Source organism: Amycolatopsis anabasis, assembly GCF_009765355.1.
In the GTDB taxonomy this organism is placed as follows: domain Bacteria; phylum Actinomycetota; class Actinomycetes; order Mycobacteriales; family Pseudonocardiaceae; genus Amycolatopsis; species Amycolatopsis anabasis.
Map to the genome: position 1 here is coordinate 1 of NZ_VTHK01000087.1, position 12,965 is coordinate 12,965.

A 12,965-nucleotide genomic window follows, 5' to 3' on the forward strand; every position below is an offset into this window, starting at 1 on the left:
TTGCATCGAGCCTCATACCCTTCTTTGTCGATCTTGGCGATCCAGTAGTTCGCCATCTTCCGCAGCGAGGACGGGTTCTTGCCCTGCAACCGGCTGGCCATGATGGCATCAACCTCACGGGCCTTCTCATCGCCCAAATAGGCCGTGGGTTCGGCGATCTTGGATGCTTTCTCCTCGTCGATCACCCCACCCTCCATGGCTTTCAAGGTTTCGGGCAGCCGCGTGGTGAGCGTCCGCGCGAGCGCCACCTTTCTCGCCGCCTTGTGCTCGGTCAGTTTCAGTATCCAGGCGACTTCGACGGGCACACCACGGGATCTTTCCTGTAGGTTGTCCAGTTCCGCAATGGCTCTCAACTGCCGAGCCTGCGCCTGCGCAATCACCTCCCCCTCCAACTGAATAATGTCTTTCAGGTCCGCAAGTCTGGTATTTATTTCCACGTCTTCCATTTTATCGAAAACGGAAGACCCGCACGGTTCTCGAATGGGTGAATCGGGCGGCTGCAATGCCGCTAAGTTAGGCGGTTTGACGGGCATCCCGTCGAGTGTTCGGTTGACGGGCTGGCGGGAGCGGCCGCCGCCCCGGAGGATTCACTCGATCCGGGCCAACCTGCCCCCACCCCTGCCGATCTTCGAGCTACTACCTTAAATTCAAGTGAGCGCGCACCCCAGCCGACACACACTCGTGGAGGACCCGATGCCCGCTCCGAACGACGACGAACTGGACCAGTCCCCAGAAGGCACCGACCGCCGGAAGTTCCTCAAGGGCGCCGCGGCGGCCGCGGTCGGCGGGGTCGCCGCCGCCGGTGGCCTGCTCGGCACCCCGGAAGCCTGGGGGCAATCCGGATTGCCCCCGATCGGCGCCGAGATACCCTGCAGCTGCCTGGCGATCAACACTCCACTCCAGATCCGGACCGCGCTGGTGAGCGTGGACTTCCGGGGCGGTATCAAGGTCCGGGTGGACGTCAACCCCGACGACCCGGTCAACTCGGTACGGCTGCGCGTGGTCGGGCACAAGGTGTCCGGCGAGCTGCCCGACGTCGGGGACGGCCGCCAGGGCGGCGGCACGATCACGATCGAACAGAACGACGTGGACGTGGACGCCAAGAGCCTGCTGCGGCTGACCCAGCGGTTCCCGCCCCGCTACGAGCAGATCATGGTCTTGAGCTTCACCATGACCATCGATCAGCCGGACGACCTGATGCGGCGGGCCGGGGTCCGGGCACCGAGGATCTACGAGCCGCTGGTGCTGACCACGAAGGAACCGGCGCAACTGATCGGCAAGCTCACCCAGTTCCCACCCAGGGGCGATCTCTACAAGCTGCAGAACCCGGTGGACCTGATCCTTCCGGACGATCCGGATACCACGATCGCGACGATCGAACGGTTCCCGGTGAAGGTCGGCGGCCTCTGACCCGTGACCACGGCCCGGTTCACGCCGCAGGGCGGGGACCGGGCCGTTCCGCCAGGCCCAGCACGGTCGAGCAGCGCAGGACCGCCTCCTGGTCACCGGTGAAGGTGAGCTTCCCGGTAGCGAGTGCCTCGAAGGGGCCGAGCACCCCGGCGCCGATGCGCACGAACGTGGTGGCATCCGTGCGGACGCTCATCGCGGGATCCGCGGCCGGTCCCCGGGCGGTGGACACGGTTCCCCGGTCGACGGTGAGGTGGAAGGTCTCGTCGTCGACCTGGAATTCGTAGGTTTCAACGAGTTCGGGCAATCGGCTCGCATCCGCCATCGCCTGCACCGCGAGCAGCCCCCAGTGCGGCCGGGTCACCATGTCCGCCTGCGGCTCGCCGAGCAGGCCGACGCCCCATTTCGACAACGCCAGCACGGATTCGCGCAAGCCCTCGCCCAAGGGCCCGAGGCGGTAGCCGTGCCCGGCTTCTTCGCGTTCGACGACGCCCAGCTCGCGCAGTTTCTTCAGCCGATCGGCGAGCAGGTTCGTGCCCATCCCGGGCAAATCGGCGAGCAGTTCGTTGTACCGCCGCGGGCCGAGCAGCAACTCCCGCACGATAAGCAGGGTCCAGCGCTCGCCGATGACGTCCAGTCCGGCGGCCAGGCCACAGTACTGGCGGTAGTTGCGCTCCTTCGGCGTCCCGGTTCTCACCGGGAGAGCGTACTACCGGGAATTCAAGTACGGCCGCAGAGCATCCCGGAGTTCCTCGGGGACGGGGGTCGGCTGGAGCCCGTCCGGGCCGCGGGACATGCAGGCGATGGTCTGGCTGCCCCGGGCGACCAGCTGCGGTACGGCGGCGTTGATCCGGAAGTAGTCGAATCCCATTCCGACCCGGTTGCCGTCCAGTTCGCTCAGCGTCATGCGCAGTTCGACGACGTCGGCGGCGGTCAGCTCGCCGAAGTACTCGCAGCCGCACGCGGTGGTGACCATCGCGAACCCGTTGCTCAACGCGGCGAGCATGCCCGGCGCGTGGTCGGCGAGGAACCGTTCCCGGCAGTGCCCCTGCCAGCGCACGTAGTGGGCGAAGTAGACGTTCCCGACCAGGTTGGTCTCCTCGAGCGTGATCGGGTGGCGGTAGTCGTAGGTGCGGGTCATGGCCGCGCTCCGGTGGTGGCCAGGGCGATCGCGACCGGTCCGGATACCCCGGTGACGCGGAGGACGGTCGAGGCGATCAGCGCGTCGCCCGAACCCAGCAGCAGCCAGCCACCGTCGAAGGCACCGAGGAACCGGACCGCCGCGGATTCCCCGCCGAGCCGGGCGCGGCACCGCAGCACGGTGCGCACCCGGGTGGCCAGCCGGTCCGGTTCCTCGGCGCAGGGCCCGGCGAGTATCCGCGCCAGCTCGGGCTCCTGCGGTTCTGCTTGCGGGGCAACGGGTTCCCAGGCACAGGCGGCCGGGCAACCCGCTTGCGCGGTCACGGCGAAGGGATCGCTCACCGATACCCGCAGCGAGGCGTGCAGGCCGATCCCGGTCGCCGAACGCTCGAGCAGGGCGGCGAGCAGGGGCGGTGGCCACGGCCGGTCACGGAGCAGCGGACCGGTGTCGGCCAGCCGCAGCCCGGACCACCGGATCCGTGGCCGGGCCGCGTTATCGGCCACGACCACGTCCCAGGTGTACCGCCCGCCGCTCGCGGCGCGTTCGACGCCGTGCAGTTCCCAGGGGCCGCCGGTGTCCGGACCGACCTCCACCCGGTCACAGCCCACCGGCAGCAGCCGCCGATGCGGCACGCAGACCTGCAGGGCGTGCACCGAGGCGTCGTTGACGGTCGCGCTGCCGAGGACCGGGGTGAACGGGTCGTTGTCGTCCGGTGTCAACGTCGCCCGGCACGATCGCGGATCCGGCACCGACGCCTCGGCGATCCGGCGGAACCGTCCGGTGTGGAAGAAAACCGGTCCGTAGAGTTCACCGGGATCGAGGGCCGAGGTTCTGTCCACAGTGTTCACTTCTGCGTTGAACTCGCTGGGGTGCAAGGGGAATTCGGCGCGGAAATGGTCGGTGCGGAACTCGGATTCGGCACTGCGCAGGACGGTCTCGATCAGCGGCCCGCTGCGCAGTGCGCAGACCCGGATCGTCCGCTCGCCCGCGTCGGGCACCACCACCGGCCGGTCGAAAGTCACGTTTTCCGCCACCCGCAACGCGCGCCCGGCCAGTAGCGAGGCGGCCTGCGCCATGGCTTCCAGCCCGGCCACGGCGGGCAGCACGGCCAGCCCGTCCAGCCGATGTTCCTCGAGCCACGGATCGTCCCGGGTGGACAGAGTCGAATCGGCGACCACCTCGACTCCCGGATGGTGTGCCCGGATCCGCTGCAGGAACCGGCCGTTGCCCCCGGTGGGATGGCTCTCGCCGAGGCGGCCCCGGACCGACACGGTGACCGGGGTCCTGGTGCTCAGCAGCCCGAGGAACAGGTCCGTCCCTTCATCGGCCGGGATCGGGGTGACATCGCGTTGGGAAAGGACATCCACCGCGCCGAGCCGGTCAGCCATCCCGGTTCCGGCCCACGCCGACCAGTCGAGGTTGAGCACGCGGCATCCGGGCCGCCGGTGCGCCAGGCGTTCGGCTTCGGCGCGCAGCAAACCGTTGGCCAGTGCGTAATGGGACGCGCCGGGCAGCCCGTGGCGACCGATCACCGAGCCGAACGTGACGACCAGGCGGAGTTCCCGCCCGTCGAGCGCGGCCAGCAGCGTGCGCAGCCCGGTGACCTTCGGCCGGAGGTGCCGCCGGAACCGTTCGGCGTCGAGCTGGTCGAACCGGGCGGGCTCGTTGACACCACTCGCGTGCAGCACCGCGGTCACCGGACCGAGTTCCGCTTCGAGCGCGGCGACGGCCAGCCGGACCGCTTCCGGATCCGCGATGTCGGCGGGGGAGTAGGCGCTCCGGATTCCCTCCGCGCGCAGCCGGTCGAGGTTGCCCCGCAGTGCCTCGTCCGCTTCGGGATGAGTGCGGCCGAGTACCGCCAGCGCGGCTCCGGTCGCCGCCGCGAGCGCGCGGCCGCAGGCGTACCCGATTCCCTTCCCGCCACCGGTCACCAGCACGACGTCGTCGCCGTTCACCGGGAGCCGATCGGCCGGACCGGGCTCCGGCAAGGGTTGCTCGACGGGCTCGCCGACCAGCCCGTCCGCGGTGACGACGAGTTCGGCCCACCGCCCCGGTTCGGCGGAGAACCGGTCGAGGTCGCGGCTTCCGTGGGGCAGCCGCACCAGGGTGATGCCGACCCCGGGGTGTTCCCGGCATACCGACCGCAGGAATCCGCTGACCGCGGTGTCGTGCGTGCCGACGACGAGTGCCTTGGTGTGCAACGCTTTCCGGGCGACGGCGAGGACCGCATCGACATCCTCGGGGTCCGGGAGGTAGGCCGATTCGGTGGGGCGCCACGGAATTCCGCGAGCGGGTGCGGTGGCCTCGGTGAAGCAGCGGATCCACGGCCGGACGCCGGGCACCGGGCCGCCCGCGGGTGTTTCGGCCACCGGCTGCTCCTCGAGCACGGCGGCCAGGTCGGCGATCGACGCGTCGGAGACCACCTCGGGTGGTCGCCGCCCGAGCACCGCCGCGGCCTCGGCCACGAGCTGGGTGGCGCGCAACGAACTCAGGTTCAGATCGCTGAGCAACCGGGCGTCGGTCCGGATCAGCGCCGGGTCGAGTTCGGTGGCCCGGGCCAGCAACCGGGTGACCGTCGAGACGGTGTCCCGCGCCCCTTCCGGGACCGGCGTTCGCGGTCGCGGCACCGCCGCCACCGGTCCGGCCGAACACGGATTGGCCAGGAACTCCCGGTCGCGCCGGAGGTCGAACGGCCGGGCGAACCGACCGGCGAACCGGGAGGTGAGATCCTTGGCCGCCGCGGCGGCGAACAGCGCGGCGGCGGATTCCGCGGCCGCGCGGTCGCCGGTGTCCATGCTCACCGCCGGTTTCCCCGAAGCCCGGGAGGACAGCTCGCTCAGCACCCGGCCGGGCCCGGTCTCGAGGAAGAGATCGGTGTCCGCCAGGACGTGGCGGACGGCCGGCCAGAACCGGACCGGAACGAGCAGCTGCCTGGCCAGCAACTCCACCGGATCGTCGCTCTCGCCCAGCGGTCGGCCGTGCACGGTGGACACCACGGTCCGCGGCGAGGAGCGCTGGAAGTCCACGGTGTCCAGCACCGCGCGCAGCGGCGCGACACAACCGGCCATGGCGGGGGAGTGGAAGGCGTGCGAAACGGGCAGCACGGTGGTCCGGATCCCGTGGCGGGCCGCGTTCGTGGCGGCGGCGTCGAGTTCGCTCCGGCGACCCGCCAGCACCTGGGCGCGCGGGCCGTTGTCGGCCGCGACCACGAGTCCGGTTCCCGCGCACAGGGCCCGCGCGCCGGCCGGATCGGTCGCGACCCCCAGCATGCCGGTGTCCCCGGTGCCGCACGCGGCCATGATCCGGCCGCGCTCCGCCACCAGGCGCGCACCCTCCTTCGGGGACAGCCGCCCGGACCAGACCAGGGCGGTGATCTCGCCGAGGCTGTGCCCGATCGCCGCGGCCGGTGTCACCCCCAGCTCGTCCAGCAGGTCCATCGCGGCCAGGCCGGTTCGGTAGATCGCCGGTTGCGCCTCGGCGGTGTCGACGGCGGCGACTCCTTGGCCGGGGAACAGCAGGGTGACCCGCCCGGCCACGTCGTTTCCCAGCCACACCCCGTGCGCCGGGGAGAGTGCGCCCTTCGCGAGCGCGATCAGCTCTCCGGCGGCCTGTGCCGCGCGTGCCCCGAGTTCCGCGGGAGTGCTCACGGCCAGGGCCGCGCGCACCGGCCCGGTGGCGGGAAGGCGGCCGTAGTGGCAAGCCAGGTCGTGCAGTTCGGCCTGGGACAGGGTGGGAGCGAGGGTTGCGATCCGGTCGAGCACGTCCCGCACCTGCGCGGTGGTCGGCCCGCTCACCGCGACGACCTCCACCTCGGGAGCCGGTTGCCCCACCACGACCGGGGGAGCCGGGCGCCCGGTGCGGCTTTCGCCCAGCACCAGGTGCGTGTTGATCCCGCCGAACCCCATCGCGCTCACGCCCGCGAGCCGGGGACCCGCGGGCCAGGGCTCGGGGGACGGCAGCACTCGCAGCGTTTCGCCGAGCGCCGGATGCGGGACGCGGCACCCCGTGGTCGGTGGCAGCGTGCCGGAAGCGATGCTGAGCACGGCCTTGAGCACGCCCGCGACCCCCGCGGCGGCCTTGGTGTGCCCGATGTTGGCCTTGACCGAACCGAGTGCGGCGGGCCGCGCGGCTCCGGCGCGGGCCCGGCCGAGCGCGGTCAGCTCGACCAGGTCGCCGACCGCCGTACCGGTGCCGTGCCCCTCGTACAGCCCGAGCGCGGTGTGCTCGATCCCGGCCATCGCGGCGGCGCGGCGCAGGGCGAGTGCCTGGCCGATGACCTCCGGGCGGGTGATGCCGCCCCGGCCGTCGGAGGAGATCCCCCAGCCGAGGAGTTCCGCGTACACCGGGACACCGGCGGCCCGGGCGTCGCTCGCCCGCATCAGGGCGAGCATGCCGCAGCCCTCGCCCGGCCAGAAACCCGCCGAGTGCCGGTCGTAGATCCGCATGTCCTCGTCGGCGAGCGCGCCCGCCTTGGCGAAGCCGATCAGTTCGAACGGGTCGAGGCTGAGGTCGACCCCGCCCGCGATGCCGAAGTCGGCGGCCCGGTCGGCCAGTGCCCGGCACACGGTCACCACGGCGAGCAGCGAGGACGCGCAGGCTCCGTCCACTGTGTACCCGCCACCGCGGAAGTCGAACTGGTTGCAGATCCGGCCGGCGATGGTGTTGGCCAGCCCGCCGGCCAGGGTCTCGTCGCCCACTTCGGGGAACGCGGAAAGGTAGCGGTGTTCGATCCGTTCCAGTGCCGTTTTGTCGATTGTGGACAGTGTCGATTCGAGTACCCGGCGGACATAGGGCCAGCGCAGCCGGAGCGTCCGCGCCCGGGTGACCTCGCCGGTCAGGCTGTTGCCGATCACGACCGCGACCCGGTCGCGATCCAGCCCCGCTCCCGCCGGGTGGCCGGCGTCGTCCAGCGCGCGGGCGGCGGTCTCCAGGGCGAGCCAGTGCGCCGGGTCGGCGGCGCGGAAGACCTCCCCCGGGATCCGGAACGCTTCCCGGTCGAACCGCCAGCCTTCCAGCACCGCCGCCTGCGTGCTGTAGGTCCGGTCCGGAGCGTCGCGATCGGCGTCCCAGTAATCGGTGAGATCGAGCCGCTGCGGGGGCAGGCGGCGGAACGCGCGCCTGCGGTGCAGCACCGCCTCCCACAACTGGCCGGGATCGTCCGCGTCGGGATACCGGCAGGCCAGCCCGACCACCGCGATCGGCTCACCCGGCTGGTTCATGCGGATTCCCGTACCGCTACCGGAGACTCGACCAGCCGCTGCGGCGGGACCTCGACGGTTCGCCGGGCGCGCCGGTCGGCCACGACGAGCACCGCCGCGCGCAGCACGCAGGTGATCGCCAGGGCGAAGAACAGGCCGAACACCACGTGGAACTGCACCAGCACGCCGTAGACCGCGGCGGTGGTCAGTCCGAAGAGGACCTGCGCACGGGCTCGGACCGGGGTCGTGCCGGGGTCGGTGATCATGTAGTTGGTGAACAGGATGAACGCCGTACCGGTGACCGGCAGCAGCGCGCTGATCAGGGAGATGTCGGTCACCGCCGCGCGGAGCACGGCCTGGGCGAGGAATCCGCCGACCCAGCCCAGGATCAGCGGGATCTTGCCGGTCAGTTGCGCGTTGAGCATCGTCCCGGCCACCAGCAGCAGTGCGGGCACCACCGCGCCCCACCAGCCGGTGACCCATTCGGTGAACTCGTACGGCGGCGCGATGCCGACCCACGGGAACAGCAGCAGCACGACCACGATGCCCGCGTTGCTCGGGTTGAGGACGTGCCGTGCCCGCCCGCCGACCGGAACCCGGACGAGGTACTTGGTGGCCACGCCGACGACCGTGGCGAGGATCGTCGGCATCAGCCGATCGTTGGCGTACAACAACATCGCGCAGGCGACGCCGGTGATGTAGGCGGGCAGCAGGAAGTCCACCACGGCCCCGGGCCGCCCGAAGAATCGCGGCATCCGGCCGGTGGTCGCGGCTTCCACCCACTCCAGCACGATTTCGGTCACCAGCCCGGCGACGGCCGCGACCACCGGGGTCAAGTACGCCTGTTCGAAACCCAGTACGGTGTGCCCGAGCACGGTCAGCGCGGTGATGGACAACCCGAATCGACGCAGGGCCGCCGAGCGGCGGTCACGAGCGGGCGCGGTCACTGGTCCTCCTTGATGGTGCCGTCGGGTTCGAGGCGCAGTTCGTGCCAGCCGGGGGGCAGGGCTACCGAACCGGTGTGGCGGTGGCCGCAGCCGTCCCGCCACGTCAGCCGGACGCCGATCGCCGATCCCGGCTGGTCGCCCAGGCCGAAGTGCAGATCCGGCGCGTTGACGCCGTTGTGGCCGTTGGCCGGGTACAGCTCCTGCAGCCGGGCGCCGCCGGGCGTGCTCACCTCGGCCTCCGCGCCGATCGCCGGACTGGTCGGCCCCTTCGCCCCGGCCGCGCAGGGGTTGGGCCCGGCCGGTCGCCGCAGCCGCAGGCCGAGGAACGCCCCCGCTGGTGAGGTGTTCTGGTACAGCGTGGAGGGGGCCCACTGGTTGGCGACCGCGAAATCCAGCCGCCCGTCGGAGTCGACATCGCCGACGGCGAACGCCCGGCTCACCGCGTCGGTGCCCACGCCCAGCCGCTCGGCCACGTCCACGTACTTCCCGTCCGTGCCGCGCACGAAGAACGTGTTGCGGTTGTGGCCGGAAAGTTCGGTTCCCTCGGTGAACTTCGGCCACAGCCCCGGATGGCTGAGCACGAGATCGTTGGACATCGCGGTCTCCTGCAACTGCGCCCAGCGGTCGGTCGTCCCCGCGACGAACCCGGTCGCCTGCATCACCTCGTCGATCCCGGCGTTGTCGAAATCCGCGGCCTTGACGTCCCACGACCAGCCCGACCGGGACAGCCCGAGCTCCTCGCTGCGGTCGTCGTAAGGCGCCTCGCCGCGGCGCAAGCCGTCCGCGACCGCGCCGCGGTCGCCGGTGGCGACGAACGCGAAGTTGCTTTCCTGCAACGCATAGGGCTCGGTGATGTTGCTGACCAGGATGTCCGGCACCCCGGTGCGGTCGAGATCGGTGAAGGCGACGCCCATGCCCTTGAAGGAGTCGTTGCCCAGCACCTTGGACTTCGGGGTCGCCGGATGGCGTTCGCCCCGCGCCGTGGTGAACGCGAGGTGGCCCGGCGTGGAGTTGTTCACCAGCAGCCGGTCCGGGCCGAAGTCGTTGGCGACGTACAGATCCGGCAGTCCACCACCGCCGAGGTCCTGCGCCCCGAGGGCAAGGGTCCAGCCCGTCCGGACCTCCGGCGCGAACGCGTCCGGCGCCTCGGTGAAGTGGTCACCGGTGGAGCGGAACAGCCGGAGTGTGCCCCCGTTCGCCGCGTGCGAGAGCGAATCGTTCATCACCAGTTCGGGCTGGTGCGCGCCCGGATCGAGCACCCGCGCGCCGTCCGGGAAGTAGTTGCCGAACACCAGGTCGACCTGGCCGTCCCCGTCGAAATCGCCGATCGTGGCGGCGTTCGTGTTCCACACCTGCCACGGGGTGACCAGTTCCCGCGCGTGGAACGCGGACGCGGCGGGCGCGGTGCCGGGCTGGCGCAGGAAGGTCACCGGCGAGCGGCCCCAGTAGTAGACGATGACGTCCTGCCAGCCGTCCTCGTCGGCGTCGACCGGGAGGCAGCCCATCGGCGCCGCGTAGGACGGCATCTCCAGGCCGGTGGGAACGAGGGTGAACGGGCGATAGCGGTCACCGGTGGCCGGGGCGGGGGAGACGGTGACCGCGTCGGTGCGCGGATCCACCAGGCACAGGTCGTGCGAGACGGCGCCGCCGTCCGCGGCGAACAGCGCGGTACCCGCGCCCACCGAGGAAATCCAGGACCGGATCTGGTCGTAGGCCGGTGCGACCGGACGCACCCGGCGGCCGTCGGGCGCGTTCTCGGGACCGATCGCGTGCGCGGTGAACGAGAAGCGCTGGGCGAGCGCGGCCTGTTCGGTCGACGACGCCGAGGGCACCACGGTGACCGCGAACACGAGCGCGCAGCCGAACAGCGCGACGATCCGGGTGAGGTGGCGGCGCACGAAGGGTCTCACGAGGTTTTCCTTTCCCACAGTCTTCGGATTTCGGCCCGCCAATGCTGGTAGTCGGCGAGCGTCGACGGGTTCGGGCCCAGCGCCGTCAGCGCGCGGTCGGTCCATTCGGCCGCTTCGGCGGCGCTGACCCCGGCCAGCACCTGCGCGGCCTTGTCGGTGTGCGCGGGCACCACCGAACCGGTCCACCGGGCCTTGCTGGCGAACGCGCAGCCCTGGGCGAGGTGGCCGCGGCAGGGACCGGACAACTCGGCCAGCCGGTCCAGTTCGTAGGCGTCGGCGCCCCCGGCGTAGGTGGCCGCGAGCCCGATCCCGCTCCACAGATCGGCATGCCGATCGGGGTGGAATTCGGTGATCCGCAACGCGACGCCTTCCGGTTCGGCGCATTCGTGGAACCACAGCGACCGGCCGAGGCCCTGGTCGCGCACCGCCCGGACCGCCGGGGAGAGCCCGAGTTCCACCCGTTGCGCGCCGACCACCCGATCGGCGTGGAAGAAGCCCTGGTGGAACCCGAATCCGTCCCAGGCGAGCCAGCGCAGCAGCGGATCCAGGGCCGGGGAGCCGTCCCGGATCCGCAACCGCAGCCGCGCGTAGGCCCAGCCGACGCCGACGTGCACCAGATGCGGGTAGGCGTGCGCCGGACCGGCGAGCAGTTCCGCGACCCGCCGCCCGCGCGCCCGGGTGAGCAGATCGAGCAGGGCGCAGCCCATCCCCGCACCTTCACTGGCGAAACCCCGGTGCTCCCGCTCCACCGCGGCCAGCCGCATCGACAGCTCGGCCACCTCTCGCACCTCGAAGGAGGCGTTCAGCCCGGCCAGGAACGCCCGCGCCGAAGACTCGAGCACGCGCCGCGCCGGGCCGGGCCGCAACCGGAACCGGCGCGTGCCGAAATCGGCCTGGCCGAGGTCCTGCCGCAGGAATCGGGTGAGGGCAACGGGATTCACCGAACCTCCTCGGTGGGGACCAGGGCGCGTTCGAACAGCGCGGAGACCAGGAACGGCTTGGCCACCCGCTGGAAATCCACGCCGGGGTGGAATTCGCGGACGGTGCCCTCCAGCACCAGCAGGGAAAGGATCGGGAACACGAACTGCGGGTCCGCGGCGAACCCGTACCGCCGCTGCACGTCGAACAGGGCCGTGGCGAAGGAGACCAGGTCGAACTCGGCGGCCGGTCGGCCGGTGTGCGCCGCGACCAGCGCGGCCAGTTCCGCGCGGAATCCCTCGGCGTCGGCGCCCGGCACCGAGCGAGCCGTGGACAGCACGATGTCGGCGCAGGCTTCGCCGTCACCCTGGCCCATGCAGTAGAAGAACGCGGCGAACTTCTCCCGCGCCGAATCGGTGAGCCGGACGGTGAACCCGGCGTCCAGGATCACGATCGTGCCGTCCGGGCGGAAGTAGAGGTTGCCCGGATGCAGGTCGCAGTGCACCACGCCGTCGAGGAACAACATGCGGTACACCGCGCGCAACGCGGTCACCACGGCGCGGTGCCGATCGGGTTCGGCGAGTTCGGCGGGTCGCCGGCGGGTGAGGTCGTCCAGGAAATCCATCACCAGGATGTCCTCTGTGGACAGCGCGCGGTCGGCTTCGGGAACGGTCACGCCGGGCAGGGACGCCACGGTGCGCCGGAAACCGTCGAGCGATTCCGCCTCGGCGGCCAGATCGAGCTGTGCCCGGATGCTCGCCGCGAGCTGATCGGCGATCTCGGCGACCGGCACGCCGCGCAGCACCGGCGCCTTGGCGACCAGGGCCGCGAGGCGTTCGAACAGCGCGAGGTCGAGGTTCAGCGCCCGGTCGATCCCCGGGCGGCGGACCTTGACGGCCACCACCCGGTCGTCCAGCCGGACCCGGTAGACGCAGGCGATGCTGCCCGCCCCGACCAGGCGGGCCTCGGTACCGGGGAACGCCGCCAGCGCCGCCGAAGACCGGGGCGGGATCGGCCGGACCCGATCGTGCAACCGGGCGAGGGCGCGGCAGGCGCGGGGCGGCAGCAGGTCCGCGCGCGTGCTCAGCAACTGCGCCGCCTTGACGAAGGCCGGGCCGAGGGCGACGACCGTGTCCGCGAGCCAGGCGTCCCACGCCCCCGAACGGGCCCGTCCCGTCACCAGCAGCCACCCGAGTGGCAGGGCGCGTCCGGTCAGCACGGCCAGGGTGCGTACCAGCCGGAGAATCACCGCTCCCGTGCCGATTCCCGGGTTGGTCATCCGCGCGGCCCCCTCCGGTCACCTGCCCTCAGCCGACGCGGTCCGACGCTACAACCAGCCTTCCCGTGCGGTATCCGCGAAAAGGAAAGACCATTCCATCCGGGGGTTTCCGGGCGCGGCACTCGAACGAGCGATCACAATCCACCAACCCGGCCGAATAGAGCA

General features: G+C 71.5%; 9 protein-coding genes. 1 reads left to right on the forward strand and 8 read right to left on the reverse strand.

The features are described from left to right. On the reverse strand, positions 1 to 533 hold a 533-nt coding region (locus FXO23_RS47235), incomplete at its 3' end, for a DUF222 domain-containing protein (RefSeq protein ID WP_246258530.1). A gap of 160 nt (positions 534 to 693) precedes the next feature. Between FXO23_RS47235 and FXO23_RS47240 the strand changes: the two genes are divergently transcribed. Beyond that, positions 694 to 1,410, forward strand: a complete 717-nt coding sequence (locus tag FXO23_RS47240) for a twin-arginine translocation signal domain-containing protein (protein ID WP_158895165.1) — start codon at positions 694 to 696, stop codon at positions 1,408 to 1,410. Positions 1,411 to 1,429: 19 nt separating this feature from the next. Here FXO23_RS47240 and FXO23_RS47245 read toward each other — a convergent pair whose 3' ends face one another. Genes FXO23_RS47245 through FXO23_RS47275 form a run of 7 tightly spaced genes read right to left on the reverse strand, consistent with a single transcriptional unit; the run spans position 1,430 to position 12,800 of the window. Next, complete coding sequence (locus FXO23_RS47245; RefSeq protein WP_218952393.1) at positions 1,430 to 2,104, reverse strand: winged helix-turn-helix transcriptional regulator; 675 nt, start codon at positions 2,102 to 2,104, stop codon at positions 1,430 to 1,432. A gap of 12 nt (positions 2,105 to 2,116) precedes the next feature. Next, complete coding sequence (locus tag FXO23_RS47250) at positions 2,117 to 2,548, reverse strand: acyl-CoA thioesterase (protein ID WP_158895167.1); 432 nt, start codon at positions 2,546 to 2,548, stop codon at positions 2,117 to 2,119. Further along, positions 2,545 to 7,767 (reverse strand): type I polyketide synthase, encoded by a 5,223-nt coding sequence (locus tag FXO23_RS47255; RefSeq protein WP_158895169.1) that lies wholly within the window; start codon positions 7,765 to 7,767, stop codon positions 2,545 to 2,547. The genes FXO23_RS47250 and FXO23_RS47255 overlap by 4 nt, the downstream gene beginning before the upstream one ends. Then, complete coding sequence (locus FXO23_RS47260) at positions 7,764 to 8,693, reverse strand: RnfABCDGE type electron transport complex subunit D (protein WP_218952394.1); 930 nt, start codon at positions 8,691 to 8,693, stop codon at positions 7,764 to 7,766. The genes FXO23_RS47255 and FXO23_RS47260 overlap by 4 nt, the downstream gene beginning before the upstream one ends. Then, positions 8,690 to 10,603 (reverse strand): CRTAC1 family protein, encoded by a 1,914-nt coding sequence (locus tag FXO23_RS47265; protein ID WP_218952395.1) that lies wholly within the window; start codon positions 10,601 to 10,603, stop codon positions 8,690 to 8,692. The genes FXO23_RS47260 and FXO23_RS47265 overlap by 4 nt, the downstream gene beginning before the upstream one ends. Further along, entirely contained in the window at positions 10,600 to 11,544 is a 945-nt protein-coding gene (locus FXO23_RS47270; protein ID WP_158895174.1) for a DUF1702 family protein, read from the reverse strand. The genes FXO23_RS47265 and FXO23_RS47270 overlap by 4 nt, the downstream gene beginning before the upstream one ends. Next, the gene (locus tag FXO23_RS47275) at positions 11,541 to 12,800 is read right to left on the reverse strand and encodes an ABC1 kinase family protein (RefSeq protein WP_158895176.1); all 1,260 of its coding nucleotides are present in this window, start codon (positions 12,798 to 12,800) and stop codon (positions 11,541 to 11,543) included. The genes FXO23_RS47270 and FXO23_RS47275 overlap by 4 nt, the downstream gene beginning before the upstream one ends. Positions 12,801 to 12,965 lie beyond the last annotated feature (165 nt).

Coding starts and splice junctions, on each gene's coding strand:
- FXO23_RS47240 (WP_158895165.1), top strand. CDS start 694: ATGCCCGCTCCGAACGACGACGAACTGGACCAGTCCCCAGAAGGCACC.
- FXO23_RS47250 (WP_158895167.1), bottom strand. CDS start 2,548: ATGACCCGCACCTACGACTACCGCCACCCGATCACGCTCGAGGAGACC.
- FXO23_RS47255 (WP_158895169.1), bottom strand. CDS start 7,767: ATGAACCAGCCGGGTGAGCCGATCGCGGTGGTCGGGCTGGCCTGCCGG.
- FXO23_RS47275 (WP_158895176.1), bottom strand. CDS start 12,800: ATGACCAACCCGGGAATCGGCACGGGAGCGGTGATTCTCCGGCTGGTA.